This is a genomic window from Salegentibacter sediminis, from assembly GCF_002078605.1.
In the GTDB taxonomy this organism is placed as follows: domain Bacteria; phylum Bacteroidota; class Bacteroidia; order Flavobacteriales; family Flavobacteriaceae; genus Salegentibacter; species Salegentibacter sediminis.
This window is the reverse complement of record NZ_MSJR01000008.1, coordinates 43,710-67,093: the sequence shown is the minus strand read 5'-3', so window position 1 is coordinate 67,093 and position 23,384 is coordinate 43,710. Positions and strand designations below refer to the sequence as shown.

The following is a 23,384-nucleotide window of genomic DNA, read 5'->3' as shown; positions in this document are numbered from 1 at the left end:
TAACTTTTACAGGATTCAGACCCGGAATCCTGTAAAAGTTTGATTTTTATTTGGTATAAGCCAGGCGCCGTGAGGCTTTCCTCATTAATTTATTGATCAAGGCATCGGTGGTGCTGCCCAGGCTACCAGCCACCCGCTTATTGTAATTCCATAAGAGTTCGCCATCTCCGGAATTATTTACACTCATATTCACTGTGGCCGAGTTGGTAGATCCCCAGAAGCCCACTAATAATCCAAGAGCTATAGAAGCTCCGTCAGACATAGGTTTGTCGGTTTCAAAGCTTCCTGAAATAACCGCATCTACCCCTAAAATTTCAGCGAGTTCTTCGGGGGTGTGTCTTGCAGGATCTGTAATATTGTTGTCCTGAAGAATAACCCTGGTACGTTTAGGGTCTTGTACATCCAAACTAAGTTTACCACGCTGCTGGCGGGTTAAGAACCAGGTGTACATGGAGTTTTGAATTGCCAGACTCTCACTTTGGGCCATTTCTTTAAGTTGAGCTGCAGTGATTTCCTTCATTTGCTTTGGTCTTAATTGTACACTGGTTTCAAAGGGAAGAATTGCCAAACTTTTATGATTTTTTGCAATCTCATCGAACTGCGGGTGTTCATATAACCGGGTTTGTGCACTAAGGGAAAAAGCAAAAAAGCATATCATGCCCGTAATAAATAATTTAAAAGTAAATTTGTTCATAATTAGATAGTTTTGATTTCTGAGTATCAAATATATGTTAAAATTTAACATATAATTAAAATTTTATTAAGAATTATTGGCAGATAAATGAAGGGAACTGTGTATAAATCTACCGGGAGCTGGTATTTGGTAAAAGGGGAAGATGGCAAAAATTACGATTGTCGCATCAAAGGGAAGTTCCGAATAAAAGGAATTAAAAGCACTAATCCCGTGGCTGTAGGGGACAGGGTGGGATTTGATGTTGAAGAAAAAGCCGAAGAGGTAATCGGGGTTATCAAGAAGATAGAAGAGCGGGAGAATTACATCATCAGGAAGTCGGTCAACCTATCGAAACAAACTCATATTATTGCTTCAAACATCGATCAGGTATTTTTGCTTATCACCCTAAACAACCCTCCTACCTTCACGACTTTTATCGATCGTTTCCTGGTTACTGCCGAAGCTTATGGCATTAAAGCGGTACTGCTTTTCAATAAGATTGATACCTATAATGAAGATGAATTGGTCGAAATAAAGTACCTGGCAGCCCTTTATCGCGAAGTAGGTTATGAATGCCTTGGCATTTCGGCAAAAACAGGAAAGAATGTAGAAAAAGTAAAGGAGATGATGCTCGGGAAAACCAGTATGTTCTCCGGCCATAGCGGTACCGGGAAGTCTACTTTGATAAATGCCCTGGAACCAGGTCTTAATTTAAAAACTTCAGAAATTTCCGACCAGCATAAACAAGGACAACATACCACTACTTTTGCTGAAATGTTTGACCTGAGTTTTGATGCCAGAATTATTGATACCCCGGGGATAAAAGGTTTTGGAGTGGTAGATATTGAGCGGGAAGAACTGGGTAATTATTTCCCTGAGTTTTTCAGAATAAAACAAAATTGTAAGTTTAATAACTGTATGCATCTCGAGGAACCACAATGCGCCGTAAAGGATGCTCTGGAAAAAGGGGAGATAGCCTGGAGCCGGTATAAAAGTTATTTGCAAATCCTGGAAGGCGAAGAGGATAATTACAGAACCGATATTTATAAAAAGGAATGAGAGTAGTACTTCAGCGGGTTACAAAAGCCTCGGTAAGAATAAACCACGAAATTAATGCAGTAATCAATGATGGGCTATTAATCCTTCTCGGGATTGAGAATGAAGATACGGGGGAAGACATTAAGTGGCTTTGTAATAAGATTGTGAAGCTGCGTATTTTTAATGATAGTGAGGGTGTTATGAATGATTCGCTCCTCGATATAGATGGAGACGCAATTGTTGTGAGCCAGTTTACTTTGCACGCGAGCACCAAAAAAGGCAATAGGCCGAGTTACATTCAGGCTGCAAAACCTGAGGTGGCTATTCCACTTTACGAAAAATTCATAAAAACTCTCGAAGAAAACTTAGGAAAGCCGGTTGGAACAGGAAAATTTGGCGCCGATATGAAAATAGAACTGATTAATGACGGACCGGTTACAATCTTAATGGATTCTAAAAACAAAAGTTAAAATAAGTTAAAATTTTATTATCTTGCTGTTTCTAAGTAATCCTTTTATTAGAAATGCGCAAGATTTTAGTAGCCTTGCAGCTAATTTTTGTTAGCCTGGCAACCCCGCTCCACGCACAGGACCTCCCTGTAAATACTTTTAAGCCTGAACTTTTGGCAAATGCTAACGCTATTTTGCGGGAAGAAATCACTGAGATCAATATTCTCTCGATAGATAAAATGCTGGTAAAGAACCGGCGAATGGTTACAGTGTTAAATGAAAAGGGGGATCAACACGTCCAGGCATACACTTTCCACAAAGACAATATTAAAATCCTGGACCAGCAGGCTCGTGTTTATAACTCCTCGGGAGAAGAGATCCAAAAATTTAAAAAGCGCCATTTTGAGGATAGAAGCTATCTAAGCAGTAGTGAGATGTATGGGGATTCCCGCATAAGCTATTTGAATTATACCCCTGTTGGCTATCCATATACCGTAGTTTTTGAGGAAGAATATGAAACCAATTCCACAGTTTTTCGAACCTCCTGGATTCCTTTAGATACTTATAATTTAAGTATAGAAAAGGCCAGGTATATTTTTAAAAACCCCCAGGCTATACCTTTTAGATTTGAGGAAAGGAACATGTATGGACTTGAGGTTGAACGGGAGGCTACTGCTACCGGGTTAAATTATGCAATTAGTAATGTTCCTGCCTTCACTTCGGAAAAGCAAAGTCCCAATTTAAGCCAGATTCAGCCACGATTACTGGTGGCGCTTGACGAGTTTTCACTGGTGGGGGTTCCAGGCTCTGGAAGTAACTGGAAGGATTTCGGGAAATGGCAGTATGAGCAATTGCTGGAACACGACGCCCAACTTCCGCAGGAAACAATAGAGAAGATCGAAAAACTTACTGCCAATGCTGAAAGTGACCGGGAAAAAGCGAAGATTATTTATCAGTATGTGCAGGATAATACCCGCTACATTAGCGTTCAACTAGGCATTGGAGGTTGGGTCCCTATGCCTGCAGCAAGTGTTGATGAGTTGGGGTATGGCGATTGCAAGGCACTTACCAATTACACCAGGGTTTTACTGGAATCCCAGAATATTCCTTCTTATTATACCATTGTATATGGGGGAGACCGGAAACATTTGGACCCAGAATTCCCATCTATGCAGGGAAATCACGTTATACTAAACATCCCGCAGGAAGACCAGGATATCTGGTTGGAATGCACCAGCCAGAGTATTCCGTTCGATTTTCTGGGTAGATTTACAGACGATCGTTATGTGCTGAAACTTACACCCGAAGGTGGGGAACTGGTAAAGACCCCAGCCTATGACGCCAACCAAAATCTAACCCGTACTGAGGCAGAGATCCGTTTGAATGAAAAGAATTTTACCGCTGATATCACTCGTAAAAAAAGCGGGATTGCCTATGATAAAATTTACGGGATAGCAAGTATTAAAGAAAAGGATCAAAAGGAATATTATAAAGAGCAATGGGGGTATTTGGGAGATTTTCAGATTCAAAAGCTTTCTTTCATTAATGATCGGGATTCAGTGAAATTCCAGGAAAAGCTTGAGATCGAGGGGAAAAGCTTTTCCCGAAAGGCAGGAAACCGATTGCTATTGCCGGTAAATTTTTTACGTCCAACGGTGTATAATCTTCCGCGGGACGAGGCTCGTACAACACCCATTGAAATTGCCAGGGGTGAAAGCTATTTTGATACTTACAGATATTATTTTCCGCAGGGTTTTGAAATTGAATCTATTCCCGAAAAGGTCGAACTTAAAAATGAATTTGGGAGTTTATTCATTCAAACCAGTCTGATCGAAGCCGAAGACGGCCCTGCCCTGGAAGTAGAAAGAAAACTAATTATAAACCAGGGGCTTTGGGAACCTGAAAATTATAAAGCCTATTATAATTTCTTAAATAGGATTAACTCCTATAATAACCAGAAAGCCGTGATACTCAAGACAACTAAAACCTAACCTATGAAAAATTCAGTTTTATTTATTCTAATCCTTTTGCTGGGCTTTCCCATAAATGCTCAGAATTATAAATTCGGAAAGGTTTCTGAAGAAGAGGTGGCTCAAACGGAGCACCCTACGCATAAAGAGGCCAATGCAGCAGTGCTATACAGAAAACAGGAGGTGTTTTATGAATTACATAAACAAACCGGTTTAACATTAATAACCCAGATACACGAACGTATAAAAATATATAACAAAGAGGGTTTTGATTGGGCTAATAAAGAAATAAAGGTTTATAAAAACTCATCAACCGAAGAAAAAGTAAGCTCCATTAAGGCCTATACCTATAACCTGGTTGATGGAAAATTACAGGAAGAGAAACTAAACAGGAGAGACATTTTTGAAGAGGAAACTTCCAGGTATCGTAAAACTACCAAATTTACTATGCCGGCGGTTACTGAGGGAAGTGTTATAGAATTAGAATATACTATCCGATCGCCTTTTATCACCTCAATAGATGCGGTGCCGCTTCAGGATATGATACCAATTGATAAGTTGGAAGTAAGTTTGAAAATTCCGGAATTTTTTGGGTTTAAGGTTCATTATAATCCCAGGTCTCCGCTTATCTTCCCAATAGAGCAAAGCCAGGGTAGTTTCAATTATAATTATACGCAAGCAAATAGACCCCGGTCATTAACAGGGAGTACCAAATTTGAAAGAAAAAAAATACAATATTTACTTAATGAATACAGTATTGAGCAGGAGGCTATTCCTCCTTTAAAAGACGAGAATTATGTAGATTACCTAAAAAATTATGCTGCTTACTTAAGGCTGGAGCTGCAATATACCAAATACCCCGACTCCCCGATCGAAAATTACTCTCAATCCTGGGAAGGGGTAGCTAAAAGCATCTTCGATGATTCTGATCTAAAAAAGGAAATAGGAATCACCAATTATTATGAAGAGGATCTTGATGCACTTCTGGAGGGGAAAAAAAAGGAAGACAAAGTTGATCTTATCTACAATTTTGTGCGGGATAAAATTAAGTGGAATGATTATGTAGGATTTCAGGCCGAAACGGGAACACGTAAAGCTTACAAGGAAGGACTGGGCAACACCGGGGATATCAACCTTATGTTGATTAGTATGCTTAGATATGCCGGTTTTAAAGCCAATCCGGTTTTGGTGAGTACCCGTTCTCATGGTATTCCTCTATATCCTACTCGCGAAGGTTTTAACTATGTGGTCGCAGGACTGGAATTACCCAATGGGGTGGTATTACTGGATGCAACCGATCAAAATGCAGGGTTAGGAGAATTGCCCAAGAGAGCAAGGAACTGGCAGGGTAGATTAATAAGGGAGGATGGCAGTTCGGGCTGGTTAGCTCTTTTACCACAGGTCAAATCTGTTAATGCCAATCGTTTGGATTTCCAGGTCCAGGATGATTTTAGTATTCACGGCCGCGTTTTGAATTCTTATTATGGTTTACATGCTAAAGCTTTCAGAGATAAACATGGGAAGACCAGTAAGGATAATTATGTGGAAATTCTGGAAAAAGATAAAGGTAATATTGTAATTTCGAACCTGGAGATTCATAATCGTGAAGATAAAGGTGAAAATCTGCGGCAGACCTATGAATTTAATCTTGAAAATGGGATAGAGGTTATAAATGGTAATATTTATTTAAAACCTTTAATGTTCGCAGGACTGGCTGAAAATCCCTTCAAGGAAAATGAGAGAAATTACCCGGTGATCTTTGATTTTCCCAGTGTGGAAAAAAATACTGTAAATCTTATGATTCCAAAGGGTTATGAAGTAAGCTCAATTCCAGAAGATTTTGAGAGTATTTTAGGCGAGGGTGCAGGACAATTTATCTTTAAAACCAGCCTTGCGGGTAATTTTTTAAGGATAGAAACCATAATGGATCTGAATAATATTGTGTATACTTCGGCCGAATATGAAATGTTGAAGGAATTTTTTGCACAAATGGTGGAGAAACAGACCGAAGCCATTGTGCTCACTAAAGTTTAAGGAATGAATATAGAAAACGCTCAAGAAGCGGTAGACGATTGGATAAAGGAACATGGGGTTCGTTATTTTAATGAGCTTACCAATATGGCTCAACTCACTGAAGAGGTAGGAGAAGTAGCCCGAATAATTGCTCGTCGTTATGGGGAACAAAGCGAAAAGGAAAGTGACAAAGCAAAAGACCTGGGAGAGGAGTTGGCAGACGTGATGTTCGTGGTGCTGTGTCTTGCTAATCAAACCGGGATTAATTTGCAGGAGGCTTTCGATAAAAAGCTGGACATTAAAACAAAAAGAGATAAAGACCGGCATAAGAATAATAAAAAACTTCAATAATGTCTTTTAAGAGTATAGTATCTCAGAAAAGTTTCTGGAAATCGGTAATATTGCTGGGAGTTTCCTTTCTTGTAATTTATAATTTTGTGAGTATGTTGTTTGAATATGGAGGAATTGAAATAGCCGCCTTTTTCAATGAACGTACCGAAGACGGGAAACTATTTAGGTTTATCCTCGGGCAATTTGTCGCGGCTCTTGCTTACGGGTTTATCATCGCTTTCGGACAGTTTAAGATGAAAGAAAAGGAAAATACCAGGAATAAGTAATATTAGGAGGAGATGAAAATCAAACTTTTTAACGACAAGAAGCAACTCTCGGGAGACCTTAAAATTACCGGTTCAAAAAGTGAATCGAACCGTCTTCTTATTCTTCAGGCTCTATATCCCGCCCTAAAGGTTGAGAATTTATCTAATAGTGATGACACCCAGTATCTCAAGAAAGCTTTGGCTTCTGACGAAGGGCTTATAGATATTCATCATGCGGGTACCGCAATGCGGTTCCTGGCAGCTTATTTTGCTACCCGAGAGGGCAGAGAAGTGGTTTTAACGGGAAGCCAGCGCATGCAGGAACGCCCCGTGAAATTATTGGTAGAAGCCCTAACAACTCTGGGTGCCGATATTAGTTATGAAAAGAAAGAAGGTTATCCTCCCTTACGGATTAAAGGGAAACGCCTTGACGTAAATGAAGTAAAAGTCCAGGCTAATATAAGCAGCCAGTACATCTCGGCTTTAATGCTTATCGCACCTTCTTTACCTAACGGACTGCAAATAAGTCTAATTGGCCAGGTGACTTCAGCGCCATACATCAAAATGACCCTCGGGATGATGAAAAATGCGGGGATAGAGGGAGAGTTTACAGGGAGAAAGATAATAATTGAACCTGCTAAAAACCTGGAGAGTAAAACCATCGCTGTAGAATCAGATTGGAGTTCAGCTTCTTATTTCTACAGCCTTGCGGCAATTAGTGAAACTGCAAATATAAGATTGGGAATCTATCGGGAAAAAAGTCTGCAGGGCGACTGCTGCATTTCTGAAATTTACCGCCAGTTTGGGGTAGAAACGCATTACGAAAAGGATACGATAATACTTAAAAAAACCTCCCAAAAGAAGCCACGCCATCTTTCAGAAAACCTTATAGACTCGCCCGATATTGCGCAAACAATAGCAGTGACCTGTCTTGCCCTTAATGTGCCCTGTACCTTAAAAGGTTTACATACCCTTAAAATAAAAGAAACCGATAGGCTCGCCGCATTAAAAACTGAAATCGAGAAATTTGGAAGTAGTGTAAAGATTTCAGATGATAGCCTGGAGTTGATTCCGCAGAAAGATTTCAGGAAACAAGTCTCGGTAGCTACCTACAACGATCATCGTATGGCCATGGCTTTCGCCCCGCTGGGTCTTAAAGTGCCCTTTGAAATTGAAGATGCTATGGTGGTTTCCAAGTCATATCCCGATTTCTGGAAGGATATGGAAAAGCTGGGCTTTAACGTAGACAGGGGCTGAACAAGGCCTTTGGCAAATAAACTGCTATTTACTTGACAACGCCTGTTTTGAGATTGTATATTTGCAGCTTTTAAAAGCACACTTATGGGAATGAAACTTTCACACTTCAATTTTGATCTTCCACCGGAACTATTGGCTGAGTACCCTGCCGAGAACAGGGACGAAGCGAGACTAATGGTTCTTAACAGGAAAGAACAAACTATTGAGCATAAACAATTTAAAGACATCCTCGATTATTTTGAACCCGAAGATGTTATGGTACTCAATAACACTAAGGTTTTTCCGGCCCGTCTCTACGGGAATAAGGAAAAAACCGGTGCAAGAATTGAAGTTTTTTTGCTCAGGGAACTAAATCCTGAAACTAAACTTTGGGATGTGTTGGTAGATCCTGCAAGAAAAATAAGAATCGGGAATAAACTTTACTTCGGCGAAGATGAGAGTCTGGTAGCTGAAGTTATTGATAATACAACCTCTCGTGGGAGAACCCTTAGATTTTTATATGATGGTTCTTACGAAGATTTCAGAAAGAAACTTCAGGAACTTGGGGAAACTCCACTTCCAAAATATATTAAGAGAGATGTGCAGCCAGAAGACTCGGAGCGTTATCAAACGATTTATGCTAAAGAAGAAGGCGCTGTTGCTGCTCCCACTGCGGGATTGCATTTTTCCAAACATTTGTTGAAACGATTGGAAATAAAAGGGATAGACTTTGCCGAAGTTACCCTTCACGTTGGTTTGGGAACTTTTAGTCCTGTTGAGGTAGAAGACCTTAGCAAACATAAAATGGATAGTGAAGAAGCTTTTATTACAAAAAAAGCCACCGAGACTATCAATAAGGCCAAGCTGGAAAACCGTAAGGTTTGTGCGGTAGGCACCACGGTTATGCGTGTTCTGGAAAGTGCGGTTTCTTCAAACCAAACTTTAAATGAATTCGGGGGCTGGACTAATAAATTTATCTTTCCTCCTTACGATTTTAGTATTGCCAATTGTATGGTGACCAATTTTCATACGCCAAAATCAACCTTGCTAATGATGGTATCAGCATTTGCGGGACACGATTTCATGAAAAGAGCCTATGAAGAAGCCGTAAAAGAGAAGTACCGTTTCTATACTTATGGAGATGCTATGTTGATAATCTAAGATTGTGAAATATAGAGTTAAAGCCACAAATTTAAAGTTTGTGGCTTTTTTTGTTTTTAGAAGGCTAAACACTTAAGCATCAAATAGTAATAAAATCCTTTAATTCTTCATACTTTTGCAGCGTGAAAAATAAGAAGAAAGACATAAGGGCGCTTACCAAGAAGCAATTGCAGGACTTTTTTGTTGCTGAAGGCGATAAGTCCTTCCGCGGAAGTCAGGTTTATGAATGGCTTTGGAATAAAGGGGCACACAGTTTCGAGGCCATGACCAACATTTCCAAGGAAACCCGTAAAATGCTGAATGAAAATTTTGTAATCAATCATATTCGGGTTGATCGAATGCAGCGCAGCAGCGATGGAACGATCAAAAATGCGGTAAAACTGCACGATCAGTTAACCGTAGAATCGGTATTGATTCCCACGGCTTCAAGAACTACAGCCTGTGTTTCCTCGCAGGTGGGATGTAGCCTGGATTGCCAGTTTTGCGCTACTGCGAAATTAAAAAGAATGCGGAACCTGAATCCGGACGAGATTTATGACCAGGTTGTTGCAATCGATAACGAAAGCAGACTATATTTTGACCGCCCTCTGAGTAATATCGTTTTTATGGGGATGGGGGAGCCGCTAATGAATTATAATAATGTGATGAAGGCGGTTGAGAAAATAACCTCCCCGGAAGGTTTGGGCATGTCTCCTAAACGCATTACAATTTCTACTTCTGGTGTGCCTAAAATGATCAGGAAGCTGGCCGATGATGAAGCGAAGATTAAACTTGCAGTTTCGCTGCATTCGGCCATAGATGAAGTGCGCACGAAAATAATGCCGTTTAATGAAACCTTTCCTTTGAATGATTTAAGAGCAGCCCTGGAATACTGGTATTCAAAAACCAAAAGCCGTATTACTTACGAATATATAGTGTGGAAGGATATTAATGATACTCTTAGAGATGCTGAAGCCTTGGTTCGATTCTGTAAATATGTTCCCTGCAAGGTCAATTTGATAGAATATAATCCTATAGACGATGGGAATTTCCAGCAGGCCTCATCTCAGGCTACAGATATGTATCAGCAAATGCTGGAAAGGAATAATATTACCGTAACGGTGCGCCGTTCCCGAGGAAAAGATATCGATGCTGCTTGCGGTCAATTGGCGAATAAATCGGCTTAATAGGAAATACAAAGTCACTACTGAAAATTCTCTTTAAATATTTATCTTTGGTGGCTTAATGAAAGTGATTTCCCAAATAAAACTTCCTGTAGAGAAGGAGATGGAACTTTTTGAGAAGAAGTTCTTCGAGTCTATGTCTTCTCAAGTTGCACTGCTTAATCGCATTACCCATTATATTGTAAACCGAAAAGGTAAGCAGATGCGGCCAATGTTTGTGTTCCTGGTGGCTAAAATGGTTTCAGATGGTAGTGTAAACGAGCGGACTTACAGGGGGGCTTCGGTTATTGAATTGATCCATACCGCAACCCTGGTGCATGATGATGTGGTGGATGACTCTAACCGCCGTCGCGGTTTTTTTAGCATTAATGCCTTGTGGAAAAATAAGATCGCCGTTTTGGTTGGGGATTATCTGCTTTCTAAAGGTTTGCTTTTATCTATTGATAATAATGATTTTGATCTTCTCAAGATAATTTCCGTTGCTGTTAGGGAGATGAGCGAAGGAGAGCTGCTGCAAATAGAAAAAGCACGTCGTCTTGATATCACCGAAGCGGTTTATTATGATATTATTCGTCAAAAAACTGCTACTTTAATCGCTGCGTGTTGTAGCCTGGGAGCGGCCTCGGTAAAACCCGAATCCAACGAAATTGCTAAAATGAGGAGATTTGGAGAACTTATAGGGATGGCTTTTCAGATAAAAGATGATCTTTTCGACTATGGTGATGATAAAATTGGTAAACCTACCGGAATAGATATCAAAGAACAGAAAATGACACTTCCGCTAATCTATGCCCTGAATAATTCAGCGAAAAAAGAAAAATCCTGGCTAATAAATTCGGTTAAGAATCACAATAAGGATAAAAAGCGGGTCAAAGAGGTGATTGACTTCGTGAAAATGAAAGGAGGGCTTGATTATGCTGAGAACAAAATGATGGAATTCCAACGGGAGGCTCTTCTTATTCTGGAAGATTACCCCGAGTCGACTTATAAAAATTCGCTGGAATTAATGGTGAATTATGTTATTGAACGAAAAAAATAAACAACAATCCGCGCGATTTCTGGATTGACGCGGATTGTTTGTTATTTTAGAAATCTTGCAAGCTTAAAATTCGTCGTTTATCTCTTCATCATTTATATCATCGGTTTCGTGAATTTCTTCATCGATTTCCTCTTTAACCTTGTCTGCACCTTCTTCAATTTTTTCTCCGGCCTTTTTAGTATTGTCTTCAATATCTTCCCCAATGGCTTCAATAGCTTCCTCGGTTTTTTCTTCGGTAGTTTCTCTACAGGAATTTAATGATAGGGCCAGGATGGCTGCTAAAAATAAAATTAATTTCTTCATATCTTTAAGTTTAGGTTTAATTAAAAAAAGCCACTTTCTGGGAAGAAAGCGGCTTTCGAAATTTCTTTGAAAAGAACGATTACATATTATCGTCTTCGTTCATTTCTTCTTCCATTTCTTCTTCAGCATTTTCTGCTTCAGCTTCAATTTCGTTTCCGGCTTCTTCCATTTCGTTTCCGGCTTCCTCAGCTGCGTTTTCCATGTCTTCACCAGCAGACTCTAAAGCGTCTTCTGTTTTTTCTTCGGTAGTCTCTCTACAAGAGTAGATAGAAAGAGACATTGTTGCAACAGCAAATAATAAGAATAATTTTTTCATTTTTAGATAATGTTTAATTAGTTGAAGACACAAATTTAAACTAATTTTTAATTTATCAATGGATTCTTTTCATTCAAATATTTCAATTTACTGACGGCACCGTGCTTCAGGTTTAATTATACAGGTTCTTAGGCTGTCACCAATAATCTTCTCATTAGTGCTCTTACTGGAGTTTAATATTTTTTCCTGTAGTATTAGTTACGTTAAAAGGAACCACCGCCTTAAGGTCTTGTTCCCTTAATATTTATTTTTCGATTTTGGTAGATTTTTTATCCGGATAGGTATCAGGGTCCTCCCCGGCTAACCTGGCAAAATTTCGGTAGGCCTGTTTTACCCGCTTCTGTGGAGTTTGTTCAAATTCTGCTTCTGTTACCTCATATTCTTCCTGAAGGCTATCGAGTTTAGCATGCATTTGCTCCCGAATATCAACATAATCAGGATGCTTGTAAATATTATTTTCCTCCAGCGGGTCTTCCTTTAAATCGTACATCTCCCAAAAATCTATATCATCATAGAAATGTATGAGCTTATAGCGATGGGTTCTTACTCCATAATGTCTTTTTACCATATGAAATGCGGGGAAATCGTAGTAGTGATAGTAAATAGCATTTCTAAAATCCTGATCGCTGGTGGTTTGATTTACCAGCGGCTTTAGGGATCTTCCCTGCATGTCCTGAGGGATTTCGGCTCCGGCAAAATCCAGGAAGGTAGGAGCGAAGTCGAGGTTTTGAGTGAGTGCATTGATTTCGGTGCCTGATTTAATTTCTTTCGGAAATTGCATAAGCATGGGCATAGCAAGAGATTCTTCGTACATAAACCTTTTATCGAAAAAACCTTTTTCACCTAAATAGAATCCCTGATCTGTAGTGTAAATTACTATTGTGTTTTCATCAAGCCCGGTTTCCTCCAGGTAATCCAGTATTTGCCCAACACCTTCGTCTACGGAAGCTACCGTAGCCAGGTAATCCCGCAAATACCGCTGGCCTTTCCATTCTGCCAATTCTTTGCCACTTAGGTTAGCTTCGTGAAAGGCATCATTTTTTGGCCGGTAAGCCTCGTTCCAGGTATTTCGTTGCGCAGTGGTCATTCTTTCAAAATCGGTAGTCCAGGGATTATGGGCCAGAGAGTCACTACCTTTGGCCACAGTTAATTTGAGGTCATGGCCTTTATACATATCTTCATAAATGGTTTGAAGTTGCTGTTGAGCTGCTAACTGGTTCTCATGATCAGAAAAATAGGTTTCGGGTAAAGGGAATTTTATGCTGTCGTATAAATTAAGGTGTCTCGGAGCTGGCATCCAGTTTCTATGCGGAGCCTTATGTTGAACCATAAGCATAAAAGGTTTTTCCGAATCGGCATTTTGCTTTAACCAGTCCAGCCCCATATCGGTTATAATATCGGTCGCATAACCTTCAATTCTTGTGGTATCTTTTCCTTTTATAAAATCGGGGTTGTAATAATTTCCCTGATCGACCAGGATGTTCCAATGGTCAAAACCTTCGGGTAAACCGTGAAGGTGCCATTTTCCTACCAGGGCGGTTTGGTAGCCAACTTCTTTTAAATATTTAGGTAAGGTGGCTTGGGAGCCATCGAATACCTCCCCGTTCATTCTAAAACCATTCATGTGACTATGTTTTCCAGTGAGGATTACCGCCCTGCTGGGGCCACAAATTGAATTTGTGCAAAAATTATTATTGAATTTAACTCCGTTTTGTGCTATTCGGTCAATATTGGGAGTAGGGGCCAGTTTACTGATTGGGTGTCCATATGCACTTATGGCCTGGGCAGCATGATCATCAGTCATAATAAAGACTATGTTAGGTCTTTGAGTTTTTTCCTTCTCTGGCTGTGCTTCCTTTTGCTTGCAAGAAGAGAATAAGCTTATAAAAATAAAGGCTCCCAGAAATTTCAAAAATGAATGTTGTTTGAGCATTAGACGAAGTTTAATTGATTATTTTCTTTTCAAATTTCATCAAAAATACAAAAAGCTTGTATTTTTGATGAAATTAATACTACAACAAAAACTGCACAAAAAGTTTTAAATCGATGAAAATGAAGATAGTAAATAGTCTGGTAATCACGGTTTTGATCACTGTATCGGCATTTCCCCAAAAACTTACTCCACCTATACAAAACTATTCTTCTCGAGATTATGAAGCTGCCAGCCAGAACTGGGATATAGATATAGATCACCAGGGAATTATTTATGTGGCCAATAATCAGGGCTTGTTAAGCTATGACGGGCAACGCTGGAAACTTCATAGCCTTAAGACAGGTTCGATAATTCGATCGGTGTATACTCATAATGACAGGATCTATACCGGCTCCTATAAGGAGTTTGGGTATTGGTCCCGGGATAACACGGGGAGTTTAAGGTATAATTCTTTAATGTCTCTCATGGATGAAGAGGAGCTACATAGCGATGAGTTTTGGGAAATACTCTCTTATAAAAATGCTATTTACTTCAGATCTTTTGGTGCTATTTATAAATATGAAAATGATAAAATCACCCTGGTTACCAATGAAGTCACCAATAAAATGACGGTTTTTAAGAACCGCCTGCTAATCGCTGTTGTTAATTCCGGACTTTATTATCTGGACGAGAATGGAGATATGGAAGCTTTGCCTAATCAGGATGTGCTTGAAGGTGAAACTATCATTGATATTGAGGTGAAGGGCGAGAAACTGCTAATAGGTACAAGAGATGCTTTGTACGAATTCAAAGATGGGAAGTGCAGCCTGTTTAATGATGATTTTTTGAATGCTGATTTACGACGTTTCGAACTAAATCACATTCTGGCGTTAAATGAGAATGAGATTGTACTGGGGACTGTGAAAAATGGGATAATTCATTACAATATAACTGAAGCTAACTATAGTATTTACAATAGGCATAATGGCTTGCAAAACAATACGATTTTGCGGATGGTGGAAAATAACGGTAATATCTGGTTGAGTCTCGATAACGGCGTGGATATGATTAATCTAAATTCCCCAATAGAATATTTTACAGATGAGACCGGCGAATTGGGAGCAGTATACGATCTGACTTTTTTCAATGAACACTTATACCTTGGCAGTAATACTGGTGTTTATCGTTTTGTTGGGGATGAACAAGAGCTAATAGACGGTTCCGAGGGGCATACCTGGAATCTTGAAGTTCTTAATAATGAACTTTATGCCAATCATAATACAGGAACCTATAAAATAGAAAAGAACACCTTTGAACCTGTAGAGGAACGTACCGGGAGTTTTCAAATTCTGAATGTGCCCAATGCACAGAACAGTAAATTAATTGCAACATATACAGGATTAACACAGGTAAATGAAAATGGACTGGCTCAAACCGTAGAAGGAATTAATTTTCCTATACGCGAACTTTTATATCAAAACCCGTCATTTTTTTTGGCTTCCCATCCCTACGAAGGAATTTACAAAATTGTATTGAATGATGATTTAACCAGTGCACTTTCGGTTGATAAACTTAAGGATGTTGACGGGAAAGGTCATTACAATGCCGATATTTCTCGCATTAATGATCAGCTTGCGGTCTATAATGGAGGAAAATGGTTTAGGTATAATAGTTTTTCGGATAGCCTTGAGGTTTTTAAAGAGCTGGCTTCTTTTAATAATCATAAGTTGCTTTATTATGATAGTATGGGGTACTGGTTTACCGATACCCAGAAAAACTCTTTGGTCTTCACCGATTTAAAAGATGATCAGGTTAGAGTGGCTTTTCCTAAAATTAGGGAGAGGCTTGTGAAGAAATATGAAAAACTAATTAAGACGAATGACTCGATTTATTATGTGGCTTTAAATGATGGTTTTGCAAGGATCAATCTTCAGGAATTGATAAGGAGCAGACAAAACGAAAGACTTAGTGAACCTATTATTCGCGGCTTCTCTGACATAGAAAAACGATATGATCTCTCTCAAATGCCCGTTGTACCCTACAATAAAGCCAGAGATATCCTGGTGCAAACCGCTTTGCCTGTAAGTGATGCTGCCGGGATGAATTATGAACTAATAGGAGAAGATACCCTACGGGGAAAGGTGCAAAACGGTCATTTAAACTTTCAGAATTTAAGGCATGGAGATTATGAATTAAATCTTTTTGCAGTTAGTCAGCAAAAAGGCACTCCGGCTAGAAGTTCGTTCGCCTTTCGGGTTAATCCACCCTGGTATCTCTCGGGCCTAATGAAATTTGTTTATATGCTTCTGTTTCTTGCCTTTATAGGTCTCATTTATTGGTTTAATCAACTTAAACTTAAAAAACAACATCTTTTACTTGAACAAAAATTTGAGAAAGAACATAAAGAACGGCTAAATCAGCTTGAGAAGGAGCGTCTAATGAATGAGATTACCTTAAAAAGAAAAGAGCTGGCAAATACTACAATGGTGGCCGCTAAAAAGAATGAGGTGTTGATGGAGATCCAGGGGGAGCTGAATAAAGATAAAAGTAAATTTTCCAACCAATTCAGGTTGAAGCATATTATGAATAAAATTAATAGGGCCATTAAGAACAAGGATGAATGGCAGGTTTTTGAAACTAATTTTAACGAGGTTCACGAAGATTTTTTCAAAGATCTTTTGGAAACATACCCGCAACTCACCAATAAAGATCTCAAGCTCTGTTCTTATTTGAAAATGAATTTAACTTCAAAAGAAATAGCTCCTTTAATGGGGATCTCGGTGCGGGGAGTAGAGGTACATCGATACAGATTACGAAAAAAAATGGGACTGGATAAGAAAGAAAATTTAACAAATTTCCTTATTAAAAATTTCTAATATTCTCGGAAAAGTACGATAAATCAACTACATCATTACTACATCATCTACTTAAAATTTCTTTAATTTTTTACTTCATAACGCATTTAAAAAGCTTAAAATCAGTATTTTAGCTGTAAAAATTTTATGATGTAGTGGTAATGTACTATATCGTTTGCGTGAAGATAACCTAAGAACGTATCTTTCTGTAAAATTCAGTTAAAAACCGAGCGTATGAAATTTAAATTATTTTCTCTTTTAGTCTCCTTTTTTACCCTTGCAGGGTATGCCCAGGATACTAAAACAATTAGTGGGGTCATTGTCGACCCTAGTGAAATGCCCCTACCGGGGGCCGAGGTTAAGGTAATCGGCAAGAATATTTTTTCTATAACCGATTTTGATGGAAATTTCACATTGGAGGATGTGGAAGAAGGTGATGTTTTCAGGGTTACCTTTTTAGGGTTTAAACCTCAGGAAATAACGATTTCTTCTCAAGACCAATATAATGTTACTCTGGAGGAAGATGCCGGGCAGTTGGAAGAGGTCCTTATAGTGGGTTATGGTAGCCAGAAAAAGCGAGATCTCACCGGCTCAATTGCTAATATTGATGCGGAGGAAATTGAAAAAACGCCCACTGCTAATGTGATGCAGTCGTTACAGGGGAAAGTTTCAGGGGTGCAAATTGTAAACTCCGGTTCACCTGGCGAATCTCCTACTGTTAGGATTAGGGGGGTTGGGACCTTTGGAGACGCAACCAACGTTTTATATGTAGTAGATGGGGCTTTGTATGATAATATAGATTTTTTGAATACAAAGGACATCAAATCTGTTAACATATTAAAGGATGCTTCTTCCTCTGCAATTTATGGAGTAAGAGCTGCCAATGGAGTAGTGATTATTGAAACTAAATCAGGGAGAAAAAACCAGAAAGTTCAATTTGAATATGATGGCTATACCGGGATACAACGGGCACAGAATGTGGTAAAACTAGCCAATACCGAACAATTTTATACCATGGCTTTGGAATCGGGTTCTCAAGCCGATGTTAATTTTATTGAGAATGCGATTCAGCGATATGGACGAAGCCGGATAAATCCTAATGTGCCAGCCGTTAATACCGACTGGTATAAGGAAATTCTTAGGGAAGGCCTCATTCAAAACCATAGTATCTCTGCTTCCGGCGGGGGCGAAAAAGTGGCTTATGCCGTTGGGGCCAACTATACAGGTCAGGAAGGTATCCTGGATATGAAAAACGATTACGAACGATTTAATATACGGTCTAAAGTAGATGTCGATATCAGCGATCGCTTTAAAGCCGGGGTTAATACTATATTTAGTAATGCCACGAAATACGCTCCTGAAAACGGAGCCTGGTTCAGGGCTTATTTCGCCGTACCAGTTATGCCTGTGATCGATGAACTCAACACAGAGGCCGGGCCAATTCAATATTCAAATGCACAAAATCTTGGGTACAGAGGAACCCAAAACCCTTTTCAGGATCTTGCCTATAATCAAAACAGGCTTAAGATAAGAAAGTTGCTCACTACTATGTTTCTACAGTATGAGCTAATAGAAGATAAACTGGATTTTAAAACAACTTACAGTCACGATTATTCCAGTTTAGAAAACAGGGAAGTGAACTTACCCTATACCTTAGGAAATAATTTTGAAAGAAGATCCAGTATTAAAAGAGAAAATAATAACTTTTCCAATCAGTATTGGGATAATGTGCTTACCTATAATGACAACTTTGGAGATCACGACCTCACGGTAATGTTGGGTACCTCCTTTAGAGATGAAGCCAGTAATAGATTCGAAGCTACAGGTTATGATATCGCGGGCATTGGTCTTGAAACAAGCTGGTACCTTGATTTTGCAGATCAGGATTCCTTCAGCAATAATGTAGAAGAATTAGGTACCAGGTTTTATGGAGTATCCTACTTTGGGCGGGTAGCCTATGATTACAAAGATAAGTACCTATTATACGCAACCCTTAGGGCCGATGGTTCTTCAAAATTCACCTTAGATCCCTGGGGATACTTCCCTTCTGTAGGTCTTGGCTGGGTTGCTTCTGATGAAGATTTTCTTGCCGATAATGAGGTGTTTGATTTTCTTAAATTCAGAGCCAGTTGGGGGAAGTTAGGAAATGATAATGTAGATGCCAGTGCAGGATCGAATACCATTGAAGTGATTACCACTCCTATTGGAGACCAGCCGCGAACAGGGCTTACTTCTACGAGTGTATTCTCCAATAATACCTGGGAGGTGATCGAAGAAAAGAACTTTGGTTTAAACCTGCAAACTTTTGACAGCAGGTTATCCATAGATGCCGATTATTACATTCGTGATACTCAGGATGCCATTTTACCGGTTTATATTCCTATTGTAAACCGAAGTGTAGATCGAAACTCAGGAGTTATTCGAAATGAAGGCCTGGAATTAAGTGCTAACTGGAGCCAACAGGTTTCTGATGATTTTAGTTTCAGAATTGGAGCCAACTTCACAAGCCTTAAAAATGAAGCGATAGAAATTGAAGATGAAAGAGGATATATAGATTCCGGTTCGGCTGAATTCAGACAGCGAACTGAGCTTGGTGGCCCTCTTTTAGGTTTTTACGGATATGAAAGAATTGGAGTTTACCAAAATCAGCAACAAATAGATTCAGATCCAATTGCAGTTGAAAACGGCCTTGTTCCCGGAGATTTAATTTACCGTGACCAGAACGGGGATGGAGTAATAGATGATGCCGACCGTGTAATCCTGGGGTCATTTCTTCCAAAGTATACCTTTGGAGGTAGTATTGGTGTTAACTATAAGGCCTTCGAATTCTCTATGGATGTCTACGCGCAAACCGGAAACAAGATTCTTAACCGAAAAAGGGGAGAAATTATTTTCACCCAGGATACCAATATGGATGCTGATCTCGCTATTAACAGATGGCACGGAGAAGGGACCAGTAATAGTTATCCATCATCGGCAGGCCTTCGCAAGGCTTGGAATCAGCGATTAAGCGATTTCTGGGTGGAGGATGGAGACTTCTTCCGTATTCAGAATGTGCAGGTAGCATATAATATAGAAGCCGAAGGTTTACCGCAAACCAGAATTTATTTTACTGCGGAAAAACCACTTTCGGTATTTGACTATAACGGATTTAATCCTGAAGTTCCTAACGGAGTCGATAGACAAACTTATCCGGTTCCGGCAATTTATACGTTGGGAGTTAATTTAAAATTCTAAAAAGATTATTATGAAGATATATAGTTCAACAAAAATTTTGATCCTGTTCCTTGTTATGGGAGTGGGTCTAAGCTCGTGTCACGATAAGCTGGATGTGCGGGAAGGGCAATTAAATACCGGCGATCTTGATTATACCGATGCCAGTAATATGATTCAACCCTTAATTGGTGCCTACCATGAGTTGGCTACCCGTGGTTGGGAAGAACCGCTCTTACTGGGAGTTAGGGGAGACGATGTGAATGCCGGCGGCTTAGGCGACCAGCAACCCTTTGCTGATACTGATATGTACATATATAGCAAGGATTACTGGATGTATAATTCCCTGTGGAATGTGCATTACAATGATATTATCAATATGAATACCGCCATTTTACAGCTTGAAAACTTCAGGGAATTTGCCAATGAAGAAGATGCAGCCAGAGCCGACCAATATATCGCGGAAATTATGGTGATGAGAGCCTGGCTTCATTTTAATCTGGCCAGGGTATGGGAAGATGTATTCATTATTACTTCCAACCAGCCTGAGGAAGAATTGCAACAAGGGGTTTCATCAAAAGCCAATGTAATGCAATTTATTTCAGATCAGATGGATATGGCTATCCAGGAACTGCCAGATGCCAGGCCTAATGAACGAACCGATATACAAGGTGGGGTAACCAAATATACTGCTTATGCATTGAAAGCTCTCGCTCATCAGGAACTGGGAAATCATCAGGAAGTGGCAGATGCTGCCGGAGCGATAATCAGCTCCGGAAAATTTGAGCTTTATCCGGATTTTTACCAGCTTTTCAAAAAGCCTGGTGAGTTAAGCAATGAAAGCTTATTGGAATTGCAATATTCAGATTATGGAACGCCATCAGGAGATGCCCTCTATCATTTATATGCACCATTTGGACCACAAAACTGGACTCCGAAAAGGGAAAATGCCCAAAGTGGTTGGGGCTTCTATGAGCCTAGTCTTAAGTTTATTGAATTTATGTTGGATCGGGACGAAGAGGTGAGATTGCAAACCAGTGTCTTGTTCACCGATCGTGGTATTGCTGAACTGGAAGCCGATGGGTATACCGATCTTCCTGATTTTGTAAACAATACTACTCCTTCAGGTGATGTGATCAACGATTTTGAAAGAGCCCTTTTTTCCAGCGGGAAGCATTATTTACCGTCTGAACAATTAACCGATGGTAGAAATGATTATAGTGCTGGAAAAAATTTGATCGTAATTCGCTATTCTGAAATTCTTCTTATGTATGCTGAAGCATTAACTCTGGGAGCTAATGGAAACAGCATTTCAGCCGATCAGGCCGTAAATTTAGTTAGAGATCGCGCAGGTTTAGGCGATCTAAGCGGGGTAACCCATGAACAGGTTTTAGAGGAGAAATTTGCTGAATTTGCTATGGAATGGGGGATTAGATATTTTGATATGATTCGCAATGATAAGTACGAAGAACTAAGTTATGGCGGAAGAAACTTTTCGGCCGATAAGGAATATTTGCCTTATCCTCAGGCGCAGGTAGATGCATTGCCTCTTGAAGCAAATGCCATGATGAATTCAATATTAAACCAGCAAAACAAATAGGTATGAAAAATTATATAAAATCTTCAATAGGACTTTTGCTCCTCGTTATTGGTTTTGCTTCCTGTGATTATGATAATATAGATCCACTTACACAGGTAGATCCGGGACCTGATGCGGGAGCACCAGAAATTAATATTCAGTATCCCAATGAAGGAACTACCATTCAGGTTCCTGAACCGGTAGCTGCAATTGATATCCGTTTCGAAGTAAAAGACGATATTGAAGTAGATAATATTGAAGTATTGGTGAACGGAAATCAGATCGCAAGTTTCAACGATTTCCTTGATTACAGAATCGTAAAGCAACAGGTTGCCTTTGAGCAGGTAACCAATGGCGAACACACTTTAACAATTAAGGCTACAGATATTGCCGGAAACACCACCAGCAAAACTGTAAACTTTAGTAAAGAGCCGCCTTATACCCCGAGATATGCCGGGGAGTTCTTCTATATGCCATTTGATGCCGATTTTACTGAGTTGGTGAATATTTACATGGGAGAAGAAACTGGAAATCCGGGAATTACCTCCAATGCTTATTTAGGTACAGGTGCCTATAGTGGTGCCAATGATTCTTATGTTTCAGTACCTCTTAAGCAAGAAGAATTGGGTAATGAATTTACAGCTGCATTTTGGTATAAGCTGGATTCAAGTAATGATAAAGCGGGTATCTTAACCGCCACCGATGATGATGACCGTAACCAGGGGTTTAGGTTGTTTAGAGAGACAGATAATCAGGATCCGGAATATCAACGATTTAAGCTGAACATTGGAACCGGTGACGGTGAAGTTTGGAATGACGGAGGCTTGATTCATAAGGACAATAGCGAATGGGTGCATATAGCCCTGAGTTTTTCTCCAGCGGGGACCGTTATATATTTTGATGGTGTTGCTGTAGGATCTACTGAACTAACCAATGCTCAATTCGATTGGACCGGAGTTGAAGATTTAGTAGTTGGATCTGGATTAAACTTTTCTGGATGGGGACACAATTCAGATACCAGTTTAATTGATGAATTAAGATTATTCAATAGAGCTTTATCTGCTGAAGAAATTGCCGCCATGGTAGATGATGCCGCTGTTACTTTATATATGCCATTTGAGGGAGATTATAAAGACCAGGTATCCAACAGGGAAGTAGTTGTAGAAGGTGAACCGGGCTTAACTGAAGAGGCGGCGGCCGGCACGAATGCTTATGCCGGGGCCGAAAACGCCTATTTAACATTGCCTACTGAAGGACTTCAAAACGAAGAATTTAGCGCCACTTTCTGGTATAAATTCGATGGTAGCACTGAAAATGCAGGTTTAATTGCCATTAGCCCCGAAGATACTGAGAACCCAGATGCTCAAAACCTAAGGACTTCAGGTCTCCGATTTTTCAGGGAACTTAGAGATGGAGTGCCTGTACTTAAGTTGAATGTGGGAACAGGGGCTGGAGAAAGTTGGAACGATGGGGGAGCGATAGGGCCTTACGAAGGAGAATGGGTACATGTCGCTTTTACCATTTCAAGTGCTCAAAATGAGACCATAGTCTACATCGATGGAAAACCGGTGAATAATAATAATCTCGGAGGTAATTCTATCTCCTGGACCGGAGCAGATCTTCTTTCTGTAATGTCCGGTGCTCCAAGATTTACAGGTTGGGGACACCTTTCAGATAAGAGTTCTATGGATGAGCTGCGTTTTTACAACAAAGCGCTTACTCAGGAAGAGATTCAGGCCGAAATCGGCCAGTAATTTTAAATGAATCCCGGCATCCTTTTCCGGTGCCGGGATTTTTTTAATGACTTGCTCCAGAATTATTCTGGCGAAAAGACCTATTCTTAGATTTTAAAACACCTTTTTTATTAG

18 protein-coding genes are annotated in these 23,384 nt (G+C 39.7%); 14 read left to right on the top strand and 4 right to left on the bottom strand.

From position 1 onward, the window contains the following. Positions 1-46: 46 nt before the first annotated feature. Positions 47-694: a hypothetical protein gene (locus BUW93_RS11930; RefSeq protein ID WP_081211948.1), complete on the bottom strand. Its 648-nt coding sequence runs from the start codon at positions 692-694 to the stop codon at positions 47-49. Positions 695-781: 87 nt separating this feature from the next. On the opposite strand from BUW93_RS11930, the gene rsgA reads away from it, so the two are divergent. The 10 genes from rsgA to BUW93_RS11880 all read left to right on the top strand — a co-directional run bounded on the left by rsgA (position 782) and on the right by BUW93_RS11880 (position 11,338). Beyond that, positions 782-1,732 carry a ribosome small subunit-dependent GTPase A gene (rsgA, locus tag BUW93_RS11925; protein ID WP_081211947.1) on the top strand — a complete coding sequence of 317 codons (951 nt, stop codon included), beginning with the start codon at positions 782-784 and terminating at the stop codon, positions 1,730-1,732. Then, positions 1,729-2,181, top strand: a complete 453-nt coding sequence (gene dtd, locus BUW93_RS11920) for a D-aminoacyl-tRNA deacylase (RefSeq protein ID WP_081211946.1) — start codon at positions 1,729-1,731, stop codon at positions 2,179-2,181. The genes rsgA and dtd overlap by 4 nt, the downstream gene beginning before the upstream one ends. 53 nt (positions 2,182-2,234) lie before the next feature. Continuing rightward, complete coding sequence (locus BUW93_RS11915) at positions 2,235-4,151, top strand: DUF3857 domain-containing protein (RefSeq protein WP_081211945.1); 1,917 nt, start codon at positions 2,235-2,237, stop codon at positions 4,149-4,151. 3 nt (positions 4,152-4,154) lie between these two features. Beyond that, positions 4,155-6,164, top strand: a complete 2,010-nt coding sequence (locus tag BUW93_RS11910) for a DUF3857 domain-containing protein (protein ID WP_081211944.1) — start codon at positions 4,155-4,157, stop codon at positions 6,162-6,164. 3 nt (positions 6,165-6,167) lie between these two features. Beyond that, positions 6,168-6,494 carry a nucleotide pyrophosphohydrolase gene (locus tag BUW93_RS11905; RefSeq protein ID WP_081211942.1) on the top strand — a complete coding sequence of 109 codons (327 nt, stop codon included), beginning with the start codon at positions 6,168-6,170 and terminating at the stop codon, positions 6,492-6,494. Further along, positions 6,494-6,760 (top strand): hypothetical protein, encoded by a 267-nt coding sequence (locus BUW93_RS11900; RefSeq protein ID WP_081211941.1) that lies wholly within the window; start codon positions 6,494-6,496, stop codon positions 6,758-6,760. Before BUW93_RS11905 ends, BUW93_RS11900 begins: the two co-directional genes overlap by 1 nt. Positions 6,761-6,772: 12 nt before the next feature. Further along, positions 6,773-7,996 (top strand): 3-phosphoshikimate 1-carboxyvinyltransferase, encoded by a 1,224-nt coding sequence (aroA, locus tag BUW93_RS11895; protein ID WP_081211940.1) that lies wholly within the window; start codon positions 6,773-6,775, stop codon positions 7,994-7,996. Between the two features lie 90 nt (positions 7,997-8,086). After that, entirely contained in the window at positions 8,087-9,136 is a 1,050-nt protein-coding gene (gene queA, locus BUW93_RS11890) for a tRNA preQ1(34) S-adenosylmethionine ribosyltransferase-isomerase QueA (protein ID WP_081212048.1), read from the top strand. A 122-nt stretch (positions 9,137-9,258) separates the two neighbouring features. Then, the gene (gene rlmN / locus BUW93_RS11885) at positions 9,259-10,302 is read left to right on the top strand and encodes a 23S rRNA (adenine(2503)-C(2))-methyltransferase RlmN (protein WP_081211939.1); all 1,044 of its coding nucleotides are present in this window, start codon (positions 9,259-9,261) and stop codon (positions 10,300-10,302) included. A gap of 58 nt (positions 10,303-10,360) precedes the next feature. Continuing rightward, positions 10,361-11,338, top strand: coding sequence for a polyprenyl synthetase family protein (locus BUW93_RS11880; RefSeq protein ID WP_081211938.1), 978 nt, complete (start codon positions 10,361-10,363; stop codon positions 11,336-11,338). A 63-nt stretch (positions 11,339-11,401) separates the two neighbouring features. Here the strand turns inward: BUW93_RS11880 and BUW93_RS11875 are convergent, their stop codons facing one another. The 3 genes from BUW93_RS11875 to BUW93_RS11865 form a co-directional block, all read right to left on the bottom strand. Continuing rightward, positions 11,402-11,641: a hypothetical protein gene (locus BUW93_RS11875; protein WP_081211937.1), complete on the bottom strand. Its 240-nt coding sequence runs from the start codon at positions 11,639-11,641 to the stop codon at positions 11,402-11,404. A gap of 79 nt (positions 11,642-11,720) precedes the next feature. Beyond that, positions 11,721-11,957: a hypothetical protein gene (locus tag BUW93_RS11870; protein WP_081211936.1), complete on the bottom strand. Its 237-nt coding sequence runs from the start codon at positions 11,955-11,957 to the stop codon at positions 11,721-11,723. 244 nt (positions 11,958-12,201) lie between these two features. Beyond that, positions 12,202-13,890 (bottom strand): sulfatase family protein, encoded by a 1,689-nt coding sequence (locus BUW93_RS11865; RefSeq protein ID WP_081211935.1) that lies wholly within the window; start codon positions 13,888-13,890, stop codon positions 12,202-12,204. Between the two features lie 119 nt (positions 13,891-14,009). On the opposite strand from BUW93_RS11865, the gene BUW93_RS11860 reads away from it, so the two are divergent. The 4 genes from BUW93_RS11860 to BUW93_RS11845 all read left to right on the top strand — a co-directional run bounded on the left by BUW93_RS11860 (position 14,010) and on the right by BUW93_RS11845 (position 23,270). After that, positions 14,010-16,745 (top strand): helix-turn-helix and ligand-binding sensor domain-containing protein, encoded by a 2,736-nt coding sequence (locus BUW93_RS11860; RefSeq protein WP_232778355.1) that lies wholly within the window; start codon positions 14,010-14,012, stop codon positions 16,743-16,745. 213 nt (positions 16,746-16,958) lie between these two features. After that, a complete protein-coding gene (locus BUW93_RS11855; protein WP_081211933.1) occupies positions 16,959-19,961 on the top strand; it encodes a SusC/RagA family TonB-linked outer membrane protein in 3,003 nt (1,000 codons plus the stop codon). Positions 19,962-19,971: 10 nt separating this feature from the next. Then, positions 19,972-21,537, top strand: a complete 1,566-nt coding sequence (locus tag BUW93_RS11850) for a RagB/SusD family nutrient uptake outer membrane protein (protein WP_081211931.1) — start codon at positions 19,972-19,974, stop codon at positions 21,535-21,537. Positions 21,538-21,539: 2 nt separating this feature from the next. Continuing rightward, entirely contained in the window at positions 21,540-23,270 is a 1,731-nt protein-coding gene (locus BUW93_RS11845; RefSeq protein WP_081211930.1) for a LamG-like jellyroll fold domain-containing protein, read from the top strand. The last annotated feature ends 114 nt before the right edge of the window (positions 23,271-23,384 follow it).